The sequence below is a fragment of the Pseudomonas sp. FW507-12TSA genome (genome assembly GCF_058781435.1).
The window spans coordinates 385760-401793 of record NZ_JBYSWT010000001.1 but is presented as its reverse complement, the minus strand read 5'-3'; the positions used below and the strand labels follow the sequence as shown (position 1 = coordinate 401793).

The window sequence follows — 16034 nt, the reverse complement described above, 5'->3', positions numbered from 1 at the left end:
GTTATGTTTCAGTCGCCGGAACAGCTATGCGATGCTGGCGCCCTGTGCGTTAGCCGACTAAAGCTTACATACATAACCTAGAACCGCGCGCAGCAACGTCCATTGGCCCCGCTTGGGGCTCTTCACCCCAGGGGGGCCGTGCATGCTGACCCTGCTCAATCTGCTTTCCGCCGTGGCCCTGCTGGTGTGGGGCACGCATATCGTGCGTACCGGGATCCTGCGGGTCTACGGTTCCAACCTGCGGCACGTGATCGGCCAGAACATGAGCCGGCGTCCGCTGGCGTTCATCGCCGGGATCCTGGTAACGGCCATGGTCCAGAGCAGCAACGCCACGGCCATGCTGGTGACCTCCTTCGTCGGCCAGGGCCTGATGGGCCTGACCCCGGCCCTGGCCACCATGCTCGGCGCCGACGTCGGTACCGCCCTGATGGCGCGGGTGCTGACCTTCGACCTGTCGTGGCTCTCGCCGCTGCTGATCTTCATCGGGGTGATGTTCTTCCTCTCGCGCAAGCAGACCCGCGCCGGCCAGCTGGGTCGGGTCGGCATCGGCCTGGGCCTGATCATCCTGGCCCTGCAACTGATCGTGGAAGCTGCCGCACCCATCACCCATGCCCAGGGGGTGAAGGTGCTGTTCGCCTCGCTGACCGGCGACATCCTGCTGGATGCGCTGATGGGCGCGGTGTTCGCCATGGTCTCCTATTCCAGCCTGGCCGCCGTGCTGCTCACCGCCACCCTGGCCGGAGCCGGGGTCATCGGCCTGCCAGTGGCCATCGGCCTGGTGATCGGGGCCAACATCGGCAGCGGCGTGCTGGCCTTTCTCAGCACCAGCATGCAGAACGCCGCCGGGCGCCAGGTGGCCCTGGGCAGCTTGCTGTACAAGCTGATCGGCCTGCTGCTGATCATCCCGGTCCTCGATCCACTGGCCCACTGGATGGACAGCCTGGATTTCAGTGCCCAGGAAGTGGTGATCGGCTTCCACCTGCTCTACAACACCGCCCGTTGCCTGCTGCTGTTGCCCAGCGTCGGCCCCATGGCGCGGCTCTGCGCCTGGCTGCTGCCCGAGCGCGCCCAGGAGAATGGCCGGGCACGGCCGCGCCACCTGGACCCCACTGCCCTGGTCACGCCCAGCCTGGCCCTGGCCAACGCCGCCCGGGAAACCCTGCGCATCGGCGACCTGGTGGACAGCATGCTCGAAGCCATGGGCGACGTATTGCGCGGCAAGCAGACCGCCATCACCCAGGAATTGCGGGCCTTGAGCGACGACGTCGAGGCGCTGTACAGCGCCATCAAGCTGTACCTGGCACAGATGCCCCGCGAAGACCTCAGCGACCAGGACAGCCGGCGCTGGGCGGAAATCATCGAACTGGCGATCAACCTCAAGCTGGCCAGCGACCTGATCGAGCGCATGCTGCGCAAGGTCCAGCAGCAGAAAACCTCCCAGCGCCGTTCCTTCTCCGAGGTCGGCCTGGAGGAACTGACCGGCCTGCACGCCCAGCTGATCGCCAACCTGCGCCTGGGGCTCTCGGTGTTCCTCAGTGCCGATCCGGAAAGCGCCCGGCAACTGCTGCGCGAGAAGCGCCGTTTCCGCGCCCAGGAACGGCGCCTGGCCCACGCCCACGTCAGCCGCCTGCAACGCAAGATCGTCCAGAGCATCGAGACCAGCTCCCTGCACCTGGAACTGATCGCCGACATGAAGCGCCTCAACTCGCTGTTCTGCAGCAGCGCCTATGTCGTGCTGGAAACCTCGGATACCGGGGCCCTGGAAGTCGAGGACATGAGCGACATCACCCACTCGCCCTGAACGTCCAGGGTCATGTGCAGTCTCTACAACTTACGCACGCCGTAAGGAAGTTCTTGTTATGCGTTGTCTGTTACTCGCCTGCCTGCTGCTGGGCAGTGCACAAGGATGGGCCCTGGATCGCTTCCAGGTCGAAGACTACACCCTGCCCAATGGCTTGCAGGTGCTGCTCAAGCCCGGCAGCGAACGCGGCCACGTGGCGATCCGCCTGGTAGTCGGCGTGGGCCTGGATGACTTCCCCTGCACCGACAAGGAACTGCCGCACCTGCTCGAGCACCTGTTGTTCAGCGGTATCGACGCCAGCGGCGAGGGTGGCCTGGAAGAACGCATGCAAGCCCTGGGCGGCGAATGGAACGCCTATACCAGCAATGCCGATACCACCTTCGTGATCGAGGCCCCGGCGCGCAACCAGCGCAAGGTCCTCGACCTGCTGCTGTCGCTACTGACCCACACCCGCCTGGACGACAAGGCCCTGGCCAGCGCCAAGCGCGTGGTGGAGCGTGAAGACGGCGGCCATTACTCGCACCTGCAACGCTGGCTCGACCGCCAGGACCTGGGCCACAAGGCCAGCAACCAGCTGGCGGTGGAGCTGGGGCTCAAGTGCGCCGAGCGAGCCGAAGTCAGCCACCTGACCCTGGCCCGGCTGGAGCAGGTGCGCAAGGACTGGTACGCCCCCAACAACATGAGCCTGATCGTGGTGGGCGAACTGGATCGCCTGCTGCCCGCCTATCTGGAGCGCACCTACGGCGCCCTGGAGCCGGTGGAGCCCAGCGAACACCCGCAGCTGCCACAAATGCAGGGCCATGCCGCAGCGGCGCGCAGCCTGATCCGTGGCTGGGTGGGGCAGAGCGCCCAATTGCACTGGCTGTTCCCCGAGCCGGTGCTGGAACAACAGCACAGCGAGACCTTCGACCTGCTCAAGGACTACCTGGACTGGGCCCTGTACCGCCAGCTGCGCCTGGAGCATGAACTGTCCTACGGCCCCTGGAGCGATCGCGAAGTCTTCGGTGGTGTCGGGTTCCTCAGCCTCAACGCCGACCTGGAACGCGATGACCTGGACGAAGCACGGCAGGTAGTCGAGCAGTTGCGCACACATTTGCTGAAGGACGGCCTGGACCCCGCCGCCTTCGCCCGCCTGAAGCAGGCCGCCATCGACCGCCAGGCCTGGGCGGTGCAGGGCAATAGCGCCCTGGCGGACTACTATTGGAGCGCCCTGGGGGATCTCGACGATGGGCGTTTCAGCGATCCGGCAAAGGCCCTGCGCGCCGTGACCCTGGCCCAGGCAAACCAGGCCCTGCGCCAGCTGCTTGAACAGCCGGGTTACCTGCGGATCGAAAAACCCCTGTTGAGCGACGAGCAAGTGCTCTGGCTGCTGGGCGGGCTGCTGATCCTGGCGCTGCTGGGCGGCTTGGGCGCGGGCCTGCTGCGCCGGCGCACCAGCTGACCCTGGCAGGGCGCTGCATGACAGCCGGAAAACCGGTACCGCCATGCCCATCGGCCGGGCCGACCCGCTGCCCATCCGGGAGCGGGTGGACTCCCTCGCCACGGGCAGCCGCCAACGTTATCCTGTCGCGCTTTTTCCTACCCTGACCGTGACCTGCTGCCGATGCCCGACTGGAACCGACACATACAGCGCCTGCTGGAACTGATCAAGCGCTACCCCGGGGTCATCGCACTCGGCGGCTTCATCTCGGGGGTCTGCAGCTTCATCCTGGTGGACCGGCAACAAGGCCTGGCCTCATGGATCGCTATCATCATGCTGGTGAGCTGGGTCTGGCTGATGCTGGAAAACAGCCTGACCCAGTTGTTCGCCCAGGTTTTCAAGCGCGAGATCCCGCAGCCGCTGCTGCGCTATGCCACGCAGATGATCCACCAGGAAAGCCTGTTCTTCGTCCTGCCGTTCTTTTTCATCACCACCAGCTGGAACAGCGGCCAACTGGCGTTCACCGGGCTACTGGGCGCCGCGGCCCTGGTGTCCATCACCGACCCGCTGTACTACAAGTGGCTGGCCCCTCGCCGCTGGCTGTTCCTGGCCCTGCATACGCTGACGCTGTTCGCCGTGCTGCTGACGGCGCTGCCGCTGATCCTGCACCTGACCACCGCCCAGAGCTTCAAGCTGGCCCTGGGCACCGCCATGTTGCTGTCCTTCCCGAGCCTGGCCTCGATCCTGCCGATCCGCAGCGTACGCAGCGCCCTGACCGTGCTATGCATCACCCTGGCCATCGGCGGCACCGGCTGGCTGCTGCGCTCCTGGGTGCCACCGGCCACCCTGTGGCTGACCGAGGACGCCATCAGTACCCAGCTCCAGGACCGTACTCCAGGCGCCAGCCTGCAAACCCTCAGCGCCAGCCAGGTGCGTGGCAATGGCCTGTATGCCTACACCGCGATCAACGCGCCGCGGGGGCTGGACGAGCGCATCTACCATGTCTGGCAGTTCAACGGCAGCGAGGTGGACCGCATCGCCCTGGACATCCACGGCGGGCGCAAGGAGGGTTACCGCGCCTGGTCCCACAAGCAGAACTTCCCGGCCAACCCCGCCGGCAAATGGCAGGTCCGGGTCGTCACCGAGGACGGCCAGGTGATCGGCGTGCTGCGTTTCCAGATCGACGATCCAGATCAACAGGCGGCCAAGCCCGGCGAGGCAAAGTAATGTGGATCGTGCTATTACGTAGCACTGCAAAATGGCCATACAAGCTTGGAGCTTATGACTACCAGCGTGACGCCCGGCACCGCTCAACTGGATCTTGCCCACTCTCCGGCGCAATTGCGCATCCACGGCGACTGGACGCTGGCGCACTACGCCGACCTCAAGCGCCTCAGTCAATCCCTGGCCGGGCGCTACGATAGCGACACCCACATCGACCTCAATGGCCTCGGCGCCCTGGACACCGCCGGCGCCTCGCTACTGGTGGAGCTGCTGGGTGCCGAGCGCCTGGGCCGCAGCGCCGAGCATCCCGATTGCACCCTGTCCGCCGCCGACCGTGCCCTGCTGCAAACCGTCTACAGCTCGCTGAACGACTTCTGCGTGCCGGTCAAGCAACCGGAAATCCCGGTGGGCATACAACTGCTTTCGCGTATCGGCGGATCGGTCTACACCGTCTGGCACGACACCTTGAAGGCCCTGGGCTTCATCGGCCTGATCCTCGAGACCCTGGCCCGCGGCCTGTTGCATCCCAGGCGCTGGCGCATCACCCCGGTGGTTGCGCATATCGAGCAGACTGGCCTGGACGCCGCGCCCATCGTCGCCTTGCTGACCTTCCTGGTGGGGGCGGTGGTGGCCTTCCTCGGCGCCACCGTGCTGGCTGGATTCGGCGCCAGCATCTTCACCGTGGACCTGGTGGCGTTTTCCTTCCTGCGCGAATTCGGCGTGCTGCTGACCGCCATCCTCATGGCCGGGCGTACCGCCAGCGCCTTCACCGCGCAGATCGGCTCGATGAAGGCCAACGAGGAAATCGACGCGATTCGCACCCTGGGCCTGGACCCCATGGAATTGCTGGTGCTGCCCCGGGTCCTGGCGCTACTGGTGGCGCTGCCGATGCTGACCTTCCTGGCGATGCTCTCGGGCATCATCGGCGGCGGCGTGGTCTGCGCGCTGTCGCTGGACATCTCACCGGCGATGTTCCTCTCGCTGCTGCATTCGGATATCGGCGTGAAACACTTTCTCCTGGGCCTGGTGAAGGCCCCGATATTCGCCTTCCTGATCGCCGCCATCGGCTGCCTGGAGGGTTTCAAGGTCAGTGGCAGCGCCGAGTCGGTGGGCGCGCACACCACTTCCGCGGTGGTGCAGTCGATCTTCGTGGTGATCGTCATCGACGCCGTGGCCGCGCTGTTCTTCATGGAGATGGGCTGGTGAGCCGCCCGCCGCGCGCGCCCGCCGAAGCGGTGATCGAGGTTCGCGGGCTGTGCAACCGCTTCGGCCAGCAGAGCGTGCACGAGAACCTCGACCTGGACGTGTACAAGGGCGAGATCCTCGGCGTGGTCGGTGGCTCGGGCAGCGGCAAGTCGGTCTTGCTGCGCAGTATCGTCGGCCTGCGCCAGCCCAGCGAGGGTTCGGTACGGGTATTCGGGCAGGACCTGCCGAGCCTGCCGGAGCGACAGCGCTCGCTGGTGGAGCGACGTTTCGGCGTGCTGTTCCAGAAGGGCGCGCTGTTCACCTCGCTGACGGTGACCGAGAACGTCGCCCTGCCGCTGATCGAACATGCCGGCCTGTCGCGCGCCGACGCCGAGCACCTGGCGGCGGTGAAGCTGGCCCTGGCCGGCCTGCCGCTGTCGGCGGCCGACAAGTACCCGGCGTCGCTGTCCGGCGGCATGATCAAGCGCGCGGCCCTGGCCCGCGCCCTGGCCCTGGACCCGGACATCCTGTTTCTCGACGAGCCCACCGCCGGCCTCGACCCGGTGGGCGCCGCTGCCTTCGACCAACTGATCCTGACCCTGCGCGATGCCCTGGGCCTGAGCGTGTTCCTGGTCACCCATGACCTGGATACCCTCTACACCATCACCGACCGGGTGGCGGTACTGGCGCAGAAGAAGGTGCTGGTGGCCGATGCCATCGATATCGTCGCCGAGACTGCGGACGCCTGGATCCACGAATACTTCCACGGCCCTCGGGGCCGCGCGGCGTACCAGGCCGCGACACCGACCAACGAGGGATGATATGGAAACCCGAGCCCATCACGTACTGATCGGCCTGTTCACGGTGATCTTGGTGGCCGGCGCCTTGCTGTTCGGCCTGTGGCTGGCCAAGTCCAGCGTCGACAGCGCCTTCCAGGACTACGAGATCGTCTTCAACGAAGCGGTCAGCGGCCTGTCCCGGGGCAGCTCGGTGCAGTACAGCGGGATCAAGGTCGGCGATGTGGTCAACCTGCGCCTGGACCCCAAGGACCCGCGCCGGGTGCTGGCGCAGATCCGCCTGGCCGGCGACACGCCGATCAAGGAAGACACCCAGGCCAAACTGGCGCTGACCGGCATCACCGGCACCTCGATCATCCAGCTCAGCGGCGGCACCCCGCAAAGCCCGCCGCTCAAGGGCAAGAACGGCCATCTGCCGAGCATCACCGCCTCGCCATCGCCCATCGCCCGGCTGCTGAACAACAGCGACGACCTGATGACCGGGGTCAACCTGCTGCTGCACAACGCCAACCAGCTGTTTTCCCCGGAGAACGTGGACCGGGTCGGCAATACCCTGGATAACCTGCAGAAGACCACCGCCAGCATCGCCGAGCAACGTAACGACCTGCGCCAGCTGATGCAGCAGCTGGGAACCATCACCAAGCAGACCAGCGCCATGCTGGAACAGACCACGGCACTGATGCGCAACGCCAACGGCCTGCTCAACGACCAGGGCCGGCAGATGTTCGGCAGCGCCGAGCAGGCCATGCGCTCGCTGGAGCAAAGCAGTGCCACCCTCAACCAGCTGCTGACCGACAACCAGGATTCGCTGAGCAACGGCATGCAGGGCCTCAATGGCCTGGCGCCGGCCGTGCGCGAACTGCGCGAGACCATGAGCTCGCTGCGGGCCATCACCCGCCGCCTGGAAGCCAACCCCGGTGGTTACCTGCTGGGTAACGAGAAGAACAAGGAGTTCACGCCATGATGCGTGCCTGTCGCCTGTTTGCCCCCCTGGCCCTGGGGACCGTCCTGGCCCTTGGTGGCTGCTCGATCCTGCCCCAGAGCGAGCCGCTGGATATCTACCGCTTGCCGGTGAACCAACCCAGCACCCCGGGCAAGGCCTTGCCGTGGTCGCTGCAACTGCTCAAGCCCCAGGCCAGCGATGCCCTGAACAGTGCGCGGATCGCGGTGATCCCCCAGGGCGACCTGCTCAGCAGCTACAAGGCCTCCCGCTGGACCGACCCGGCACCGATCCTGCTGCGCAACCGCCTGCTGGACGGATTCCAGCGTGACGGCCGGGTCCAGCTGCTGAGCACCGACGACAGCAACCTGCAGACCGATCTGGCCCTGGGCGGCGACCTGCAAGCATTCCAGACCGAATACCAGGGCAAGGCCGCCCAGGTGGTGATACGCCTGGATGCGCGGTTGATCCGTGGTGCTGACCAGAAGATCCTCGCCAGCCGACGCTTCGAGGTACGCCAGCCGCTGGCCGAGACCCGGGTGCCGGCAGTGGTGACCGGGTTCGGCCAGGCCAGCGACGTGCTGGCCCGACAGGTGGTGGACTGGGCCGTGGGGCAGGGCAACCAGGTGGGGAAACGCTGAGGTCCGTTGCGCCGGCAGGCCGGCGCAGGATCAGCCGAAGAACCAGTAGCAGACGGCGATCGCCGCGACCACGCCGGCAAATTCCGCCAGCAGGGCGCAGCCCACGGCGTGCCGGACCCGCTGGATACCCACCGCACCGAAATACACCGCCAGCACATAGAAGGTGGTTTCGGTGCTGCCCTGGATGGTCGCCGCCGCCAGCGCCGGGAAGCTGTCCACGCCCTGGCTCTTCATGGTTTCGATCAGCATCGCCCGGGCCGCACTGCCGGAGAACGGCTTGACCATGGCGGTGGGCAGGGCATCGACGAAGCGCGTATCCCAACCGGCCCAGGCCACCAGGTGGCGGATCCCGTCGAGACCGAAGTCCAGGGCGCCGGAAGCCCGCAGCACGCCGATGGCGCACAGCATGGCCACCAGGTACGGCAGCAGGTTCTTGGCGACGTCGAACCCCTCCTTGGCGCCCTCGACGAAAGCCTCGTAGACCTTGACCTTGCGCAGCGCGCCGACCACCAGGAACAGCATGATCAGGCCGAACAGCGTCAGGTTGCCGAGGATCGACGACAGCGATGCCAGGGCCGCCGCCGACAAGCTCGCCAGCAGCGCCATGAAGGCCCCCAGGGCCAGGGCACCGGGAACCAGGTAGGCCAGTACCACCGGATCCCACAACCGCAGGCGTTGCATCACCGCCACCGACAGCAGGCCCACCAGGGTCGAGGCGCTGGTGGCCAGCAGGATCGGCAGGAACACCAGGGTCGGGTCCGCCGCGCCTTGCTGGGCGCGGTACATGAAGATGGTCACCGGCAACAGGGTCAGGGACGAAGCGTTGAGCACCAGGAACAGGATCTGCGCGTTGCTCGCGGTGGTGGCGCTGGGGTTGAGCTCTTGCAGGGCGCGCATGGCCTTGAGGCCGATGGGCGTGGCGGCATTGTCCAGGCCCAGGCCGTTGGCGGCGAAGTTCAGGGTGATCAGGCCCAGGGCCGGATGGCCCGGCGGCACTTCCGGCATCAGGCGCTTGAACAGCGGGCCGAGGACCTTGGCCAGCCATTCGACGATGCCGGCCTTCTCGGCGATCCGCAGGAAGCCCAGCCACAGGGTCAGGGTACCGAACAGCAGCACCATGACCTCCACCGACAGCTTGGCCATGGCGAAGATGCTTTCCACCATGGCGGCGAAGATCCCGGCGTTGCCCCCCACCAGCCACTGCGCCAGGGCGGAAACGGTTGCAACGATAAAGAAGCCAAGCCACAGGCCATTGAGCATCGGTCATATCCCTCGGAAGATGCCGCGAATGATAGCGGGGGCTGCAGAAACGACAAACCCCGGATCGACCGGGGTTTGTCTGTTGCGCGGGCCCACCAGGGTGGCGGGCGGGCGTCAGGCGGCTCAGCCCTTGGAGATCTCGCCGGCTGGCAGCTTCTCCTTGCTGCGCCAGTGCGGCAGGGAGTTCCAGTAGCGCTGGCCCTTGGCGTCGTCGTACATGCCTTCCCAGCGAGCGATCACCAGCACCGCCAGGGCGTTGCCGATCACGTTCAGGGCGGTACGCGCCATGTCCATCACGCGGTCGACACCGGCGATGAAGGCCAGGCCTTCCAGCGGGATGCCAACGCTGCCCAGGGTAGCCAGCAGGACCACGAAGGACACGCCCGGAACCCCGGCGATCCCCTTGGAAGTGACCATCAGGGTCAGGACCAGCAGCAATTGCTGGCTGATGGACAGGTCGATGCCGTACAGCTGGGCGATGAAGATCGCCGCGATGCTCTGGTACAGGGTCGAGCCGTCGAGGTTGAAGGAGTAGCCGGTAGGCACCACGAAGCTGCAGATCGCCTTCGGCGCGCCGTAGGCTTCCATCTTCTCGATCACTCGCGGCAGCACGGTTTCCGAACTGGCGGTGGAGTAGGCGAGCACCAGCTCATCCTTGAAGATGCGCATCAGCTTGATCACCGAGAAGCCGAACAGGCGTGCGACCAGCCCCAGGACCACGAAGGCGAAGAAAGCGATGGCCACGTAGACCAGGATCACCAGCTTGGCCAAGGGCAGCAGCGAGGCGAAACCGAAGTTGGCGACAGTCACCGCGATCAGTGCGAATACGCCGATGGGGGCGTAGTTCATGATCATGTGGGTGACTTTGAACATGGTTTCCGAAACGCCCTGGAACATCTTCACCAGCGGCTCGCGCAGGTCGGCCTGCAGGCTCGACAGGCCCAGGCCGAACAGCACCGAGAAGAAGATGATCGGCAGCATCTCGCCGCGGGCCATGGCCGCGAAGATGTTCGACGGAATCAGGTTGAGGATGGTCTCGATGAAGGCGTGTTCATGCTGCACTTCGGCCGCGGTGGCCTGGTACTTGGAGATGTCCACGGTGCCCAGGGTGCTCATGTCGATGCCTGCGCCCGGATGGAACAGGTTGGCCAGCAGCAGGCCGACGACGATGGCGATGGTGGTCACGATCTCGAAGTAGATGATGGTCTTGAGGCCGATGCGGCCCAGCTTCTTGGCGTCGCCGACACCGGCGATGCCGACCACCAGCGAGGAAATGACGATCGGGATGACGATCATCTTGATCAAGCGGATAAAGATATCGCCCGCAGGTTGCAGGACGTTGCTGATCCACCAGGCTTTTTCAGCGCTGAAATGATTGAGCAGTGCGCCGATCGCAATACCCAGGACCAGACCGATGAGGATCTGCCAGGCGAGGCTTAATTTGGCCTTCTTCATATCATTACCCTTACTTCAGTTGGACTCGGGCAGATGCGCGAACTGCAACGCTCAATGGCGGAAAAGTCTGTGCATCGGCCCCCGTATAAGGTCATCCCGAGCGAGCAATGACGGCTCTCTGCAGGCGAAAAAAGGCGCAACTATTCCGATGCAAGGGTGGCGCGTCTAATGCCGTAAACGCCTACCCTATGCCGAATCGGCATGAGTTTTTCGAAACAAAACGAGCGTCCCAACCGGTTCGAATACGACATTTCGGCAGGCCAGAATGCCGTGAAACGGCCATCTCAGGCGGCGTGCAGGCTTGTCGGAAGGGTCAGGAAAAGGTCTAAAAAAATTTAGGAATGTTCTGTTTCGGGTGCCCTGGAACCTTCCGGATTTCCCGGAAAGTTTCTCGATATACGGTCGCAGAGAAACACTAGGTAACGTTTGACCGGAGTCAAAGGAAGATTTTTCAGTTCGCACCATGGGTTTTCTTGCCAAGGGCTCTAGATCGGGTCTTTTTCCTGTCCAAGCACGCCGCAAGCTCATCAGGTCGATGCCGACCAGGGAGCTTGCGCCGTCGCTTTTTCCTGACCCGGCCCTTGCGGAGGCACTCCCTGTACCCCTAGGTCACTCCGATCTCTGATGGATCAGAACGTCCCGGCCCCCTGGTCATGCACGTGCCCTCCTCGGGTCGTGCAACAGCCGAAAGCGCACCAGGCCCTTTCGTCTATTCGCCTGACCCGGACTCAATACCAGTTCGGGTCCTTTCTCAGCTGCTCTTTAAGCAATTCCTGCATACCGGGCTCGGGCTTGCCGAGAAACCGGTAGTTGGCATGCCGGGTGGGCGACTTGTCGGCGGGCAGCCCCGCAGGCACTTCCACCAGCAATGCATAGGCATGCTTCTTGTCGAAACCGAAGGCCACGATCAGGCGCTGGCTGCGGCAACTCTGGGCGGTTTCGCACAGGGGGCCCACCAGGTACTTGTCGCCATCCTCCTGCACTGCATTCATTTGCTCGGCCTCGCCCGACAGGTTCATCACCCATTCGGGCAGGCGCTCTTCCTTCTGCACGACGTCTTGCCAGGTCTTGCGGAACTGTGGATCCGAGTTCAGCAACTGGTTGGCGCGTGCCTGGCCGTCGTTGGCTGCGCTCGCCAGGGTACTGGCGCCCAGCAACACGACGGCGGCCAGGGTCTTGTAGGAGAACCCCATGGTCAGCCCCGGCCGCGACGGCCAAAGAAGAACGAAGCGATGAACATCACCAGGAACACCACGAAAAGGATCTTGGCGATTCCGGTGGCCGTACCCGCGATACCACCGAAGCCCAGTACGGCAGCGACGATGGCGATGATCAGGAATGTGATTGCCCAACTCAGCATGATGATTCTCCTTACTCTTCTTTATTGGAAACGCTACCTGCATGGACAGTCGACGCCGCCGCAAGGCCGGCACGACCGCGGTGCCCAGGCCGTCTAGAACACCCAGCGCTCTTCGCGGGGCGACTCAAGCACCGGTTGCGCCTGGTCGACGGTCATCAATTGTGCAAGGGGTGCTTTGGTGAACTGGCCGCTCACCGGGGCGAAATGGGTCTGGGTCATGTGCTGGACCGCTACATGGGGAGCGGGCGCTTCGCTGTCTTGCCAGCGCTGCAATTGCTGCCCGGCGATCAGGGTGACCAGCAGGGCAAGGCTGGCGAACAGGCCTTGTTGCAAGTGCAGCGGCGCGATACGCATTTGGGCGAGACGTTGGCGATTCATCCTGAAATACCTCCCACAGCGGTTGAGATGTTGTTGTGCGATATGGGAGAGGTATTGCAGGCTGCATGCCAGGTTTGTAACAAATAAAAAAATCAATAAAATCATATAGTTATACAAACAAATCGAAAGCTGACGAGACGCATCCTGCACGATGCCCGCTTGCCGGGCCGTGCGAAATGCACGATCGTCTTGTGCAGGATCGAGCACCTTCTGACTTGTGGGGGGGAACTTTGCCGAACGGCTAGCAGCCTGATACAGACCGGCATCTGAGCGGAATCGCCCCGTTATTGAAAACATCATTTTTTTCAGTGGGTTAGCTATTCGCCTCGCAGAGATCTAACCTGCAAGCCGCAGAATGGATCAGAATCAACCTTGCAACTTGCCCGATTTTTCCGGGACTAAATAAGATCGTCTATATAAGGAGCCCAGGAAAAATGGAGTCAGCGCCGGAAAATCAAGGCCGCATCCTGTTGGTGGATGATGAGTCCGCCATCCTTCGCACCTTCCGTTACTGCCTGGAAGATGAGGGTTATACCGTCGCCACCGCCAACAGCGCGGCCCAGGCGGATACCTTGTTGCAACGCCAGGTGTTCGACCTGTGCTTCCTCGACCTGCGCCTGGGTGAAGACAACGGTCTCGACGTCCTGGCCCAGATGCGCGTCCAGGCTCCCTGGATGCGGGTAGTGATCGTCACCGCACACTCCGCCGTGGACACTGCAGTGGATGCGATCCAGGCTGGTGCCGCCGACTACCTGGTCAAGCCCTGCAGCCCCGATCAATTGCGCCTGGCCACCGCCAAGCAGCTGGAAGTACGCCAGCTCTCGGCGCGCCTGGAAGCCCTGGAAGGCGAAGTGCGCAAACCCAGAGACGGCCTGGACTCCCACAGTCCGGCCATGAAGGTGGTGCTGGAAACCGCACGCCAGGTGGCCAGCACCGACGCCAACATCCTCATCCTCGGCGAGTCCGGCACCGGCAAGGGCGAGCTGGCCCGGGCCATCCATGGCTGGAGCAAGCGCGCGAAGAAGTCCTGCGTGACCATCAACTGCCCGTCGCTGACCGCCGAACTGATGGAAAGCGAGCTGTTCGGCCACAGCCGGGGCGCTTTCACCGGTGCCAGCGAAAGCACCCTGGGCCGGGTCAACCAGGCCGACGGCGGGACCTTGTTCCTCGACGAGATCGGCGACTTCCCGCTGACCCTGCAACCCAAGCTGCTGCGCTTCATTCAGGACAAGGAATACGAGCGCGTCGGCGATCCGGTGACCCGTCGGGCCGATGTGCGCATCCTCGCCGCCACCAACCTCAACCTGGAAGACATGGTGCGCGATGGGCGCTTTCGCGAAGACCTGCTGTACCGCCTGAACGTCATCACCTTGCACCTGCCGCCGCTGCGTGAACGCAGCGAGGACATCCTGACCCTGGCCGATCGTTTCCTCGCGCGCTTCGTCAAGGAGTACTCGCGGCCGGCCCGCGGCTTCAGCGACGAAGCCCGGGAAGCGCTGCTCAACTACCGCTGGCCGGGCAATATCCGCGAACTGCGCAACGTGGTGGAACGCGCGAGCATTATCTGTCCCCAGGAGCGGGTGGAAATCAGCCACCTGGGCATGGCCGAGCAGCCCACCAACAACGCCCCGCGGATCGGCGCCGCGCTGAGCCTGGATGAACTGGAGAAGGCCCACATCGGCGCGGTACTGGCCACCAGCGACACCCTGGACCAGGCCGCCAAGACCCTGGGCATCGACGCTTCGACGCTGTATCGCAAACGCAAGCAGTACAACCTGTGAACGGGACCCCATGAAGCTCGCGATAAAACTGCGGACCCGGCTGTTTCTCAGCATCTCCGCCCTGATCACCGTGGCCTTGCTCGGCCTGGTGCTGGGGCTGGTCAGCGTGATGCAGATGGCCAGTACCCAGGAATCGCTGATCCGCAACAACTTCATCACCCTGGACCTGGGGCTCAAGCTGCGCCAGACCCTCGGCGACCAGCTGATCCTCATGCTCAGCAACAAGCCCGATCCGGCGGCTCTGCAAGCCTCCCGGCAGCACTACCTGGAATTGCTCGACCAGGGCATCGCCCATGAACAGCAACAAGAAGGACAGAGTGGCTTCCAGCAGGCGCGCAGCGACTACGTCAGCTTCTTCGAGGCTTTCGAACACAGCACCTCCAGCCTGAGCAACAACAACGAGCTGACCGAGCGCTTCAATACCCTGCGCGGGGGCCTGATCAACGAACACAAGCGCGCCCTGGACAACATCAGCGAAGTGGAGCACCAGACCCGTGGCCGGGCGCTGCTGGTGGCCGGCCTGCTGGGGCTGGTAGGCCTGGCGGTGCTGATCATCGGTTTCATTACCGCCCACTCCATCGCCCGGCGCTTCGGCGGCCCGATCGAGGCCCTGGCCAAGGCGGCGGACAAGATCAGCCAAGGCAATTTCGACATTACCCTGCCGATCTCCGGCCCGGCGGAAATGAACCTGCTGACCCGGCGCTTCGGGATCATGGCCGAAGTCCTGCGCCAGCATCAGGCAACCAATGTCGATGAACTGCTGGCCGGCCAGCAACGCCTGCAAGCCGTGCTCGACAGCATCGACGACGGCTTGCTGATGATCGACCGCCAGGGCCGGCTGGAGCACCTCAACCCGGTGGCCCAGCGCCAGCTCGGCTGGGACCAGAAGCGCCTTGGCCAGGGCCTGGGAAGCGCCTTGCAACGCCCGGAGCTGGACGAGCAGCTGCAGCTGGTGCTGCGCGGCGGCAACCTGGAGCGGGCACCGGAGGACCTGGATATCGAGGTCGACGGCGAAGCCCGCCTGCTGACCTACAGCCTGACCCCGGTGTGCCATACCCAGGGGCATATCCTCGGAGCGGTGATGGTGCTGCACGATGTCACCGAGCAGCGGGCCTTCGAGCGTGTGCGCAGCGAGTTCGTGCTGCGCGCCTCCCATGAGCTGCGCACCCCGGTCACCGGCATGCACATGGCCTTCGGGCTGCTCCAGGAGCGCCTGCACTTTGCCGAGGAGTCCCGGGAAACCGACCTGCTCAATACCGTCAACGAAGAAATGCAGCGCCTGATGCAACTGATCAACGACCTGCTGAACTTCTCCCGCTACCAGAACGGCCTGCAAAAGCTGACCCTCGCGCCCTGCTCCCTGGACGAGTTGCTGGAACAGACCCAGGGGCGCTTCAGCGAGCAGGCGCAACAACAGGACATCGCGCTGCTGCTGGAGATCCAGGCGCCCCTGCCGCGCCTGCATGCCGACCGCCCGCAACTGGAACGGGTACTGGACAACCTGGTGGACAACGCCTTGCGCCACACCGCCCGCGGCGGGCAGATCCGCCTGCAGGCCCGACGCCACGGCGAACGGGTGATCGTCAGCGTCGAGGACAACGGCGAAGGCATCGCCTATGGCCAGCAGGGGCGGATCTTCGAACCTTTCGTCCAGGTGGGACGCAAGAAGGGCGGCGCCGGCCTGGGGCTGGCGTTGTGCAAGGAAATCGTCCAGCTCCATGGCGGGCGCATGGGCGTTTACTCGCGGCCCGGGCAGGGCACCCAGTTCTACCTGGCCCTGCCGCTCTAGGGT

General features: G+C 64.5%; 14 protein-coding genes. 9 read left to right on the top strand and 5 right to left on the bottom strand.

Annotation, left to right across the window (positions count from 1 at the left end):
• The first annotated feature begins 142 nt into the window (after positions 1-142).
• From AC3WK8_RS01935 to AC3WK8_RS01905, 7 genes are all read left to right on the top strand, one after another.
• Positions 143-1801: a Na/Pi cotransporter family protein gene (locus AC3WK8_RS01935; RefSeq protein ID WP_053137937.1), complete on the top strand. Its 1659-nt coding sequence runs from the start codon at positions 143-145 to the stop codon at positions 1799-1801.
• Between the two features lie 58 nt (positions 1802-1859).
• Entirely contained in the window at positions 1860-3242 is a 1383-nt protein-coding gene (locus AC3WK8_RS01930) for a M16 family metallopeptidase (protein ID WP_103324436.1), read from the top strand.
• A 162-nt stretch (positions 3243-3404) separates the two neighbouring features.
• Complete coding sequence (locus AC3WK8_RS01925) at positions 3405-4448, top strand: DUF5924 family protein (RefSeq protein ID WP_022642727.1); 1044 nt, start codon at positions 3405-3407, stop codon at positions 4446-4448.
• A 54-nt stretch (positions 4449-4502) separates the two neighbouring features.
• Positions 4503-5651, top strand: a complete 1149-nt coding sequence (locus tag AC3WK8_RS01920; RefSeq protein WP_085593898.1) for an ABC transporter permease — start codon at positions 4503-4505, stop codon at positions 5649-5651.
• Entirely contained in the window at positions 5648-6451 is an 804-nt protein-coding gene (locus AC3WK8_RS01915; protein ID WP_022642725.1) for an ABC transporter ATP-binding protein, read from the top strand. The genes AC3WK8_RS01920 and AC3WK8_RS01915 overlap by 4 nt, the downstream gene beginning before the upstream one ends.
• A 1-nt stretch (position 6452) precedes the next feature.
• Entirely contained in the window at positions 6453-7391 is a 939-nt protein-coding gene (locus tag AC3WK8_RS01910) for an MlaD family protein (protein WP_085593902.1), read from the top strand.
• The gene (locus tag AC3WK8_RS01905; RefSeq protein WP_085593904.1) at positions 7388-8008 is read left to right on the top strand and encodes an ABC-type transport auxiliary lipoprotein family protein; all 621 of its coding nucleotides are present in this window, start codon (positions 7388-7390) and stop codon (positions 8006-8008) included. The genes AC3WK8_RS01910 and AC3WK8_RS01905 overlap by 4 nt, the downstream gene beginning before the upstream one ends.
• Before the next feature lie 30 nt (positions 8009-8038).
• On the opposite strand, the gene AC3WK8_RS01900 is transcribed toward AC3WK8_RS01905, so the two are convergent.
• The 5 genes from AC3WK8_RS01900 to AC3WK8_RS01880 form a co-directional block, all read right to left on the bottom strand.
• Entirely contained in the window at positions 8039-9268 is a 1230-nt protein-coding gene (locus tag AC3WK8_RS01900; RefSeq protein ID WP_022642722.1) for a nucleoside recognition domain-containing protein, read from the bottom strand.
• A 123-nt stretch (positions 9269-9391) separates the two neighbouring features.
• Positions 9392-10723, bottom strand: a complete 1332-nt coding sequence (gene gltP / locus AC3WK8_RS01895) for a glutamate/aspartate:proton symporter GltP (RefSeq protein ID WP_022642721.1) — start codon at positions 10721-10723, stop codon at positions 9392-9394.
• Positions 10724-11451: 728 nt separating this feature from the next.
• Positions 11452-11916 (bottom strand): inhibitor of vertebrate lysozyme family protein, encoded by a 465-nt coding sequence (locus AC3WK8_RS01890; protein ID WP_085593908.1) that lies wholly within the window; start codon positions 11914-11916, stop codon positions 11452-11454.
• 2 nt (positions 11917-11918) lie between these two features.
• Positions 11919-12083 (bottom strand): DUF1328 domain-containing protein, encoded by a 165-nt coding sequence (locus AC3WK8_RS01885; RefSeq protein ID WP_003170804.1) that lies wholly within the window; start codon positions 12081-12083, stop codon positions 11919-11921.
• A 93-nt stretch (positions 12084-12176) separates the two neighbouring features.
• On the bottom strand, positions 12177-12461 hold the full coding sequence (locus tag AC3WK8_RS01880; RefSeq protein ID WP_103324434.1) for a hypothetical protein: 285 nt from the start codon (positions 12459-12461) through the stop codon (positions 12177-12179).
• Positions 12462-12895: 434 nt separating this feature from the next.
• Between AC3WK8_RS01880 and algB the strand changes: the two genes are divergently transcribed.
• Together algB and AC3WK8_RS01870 are read left to right on the top strand one after the other, a co-directional pair.
• Positions 12896-14242: a sigma-54-dependent response regulator transcription factor AlgB gene (algB, locus tag AC3WK8_RS01875; protein ID WP_085593910.1), complete on the top strand. Its 1347-nt coding sequence runs from the start codon at positions 12896-12898 to the stop codon at positions 14240-14242.
• A 10-nt stretch (positions 14243-14252) separates the two neighbouring features.
• Positions 14253-16031, top strand: coding sequence for a KinB sensor domain-containing domain (locus AC3WK8_RS01870; protein ID WP_103324433.1), 1779 nt, complete (start codon positions 14253-14255; stop codon positions 16029-16031).
• Positions 16032-16034: the final 3 nt, after the last annotated feature.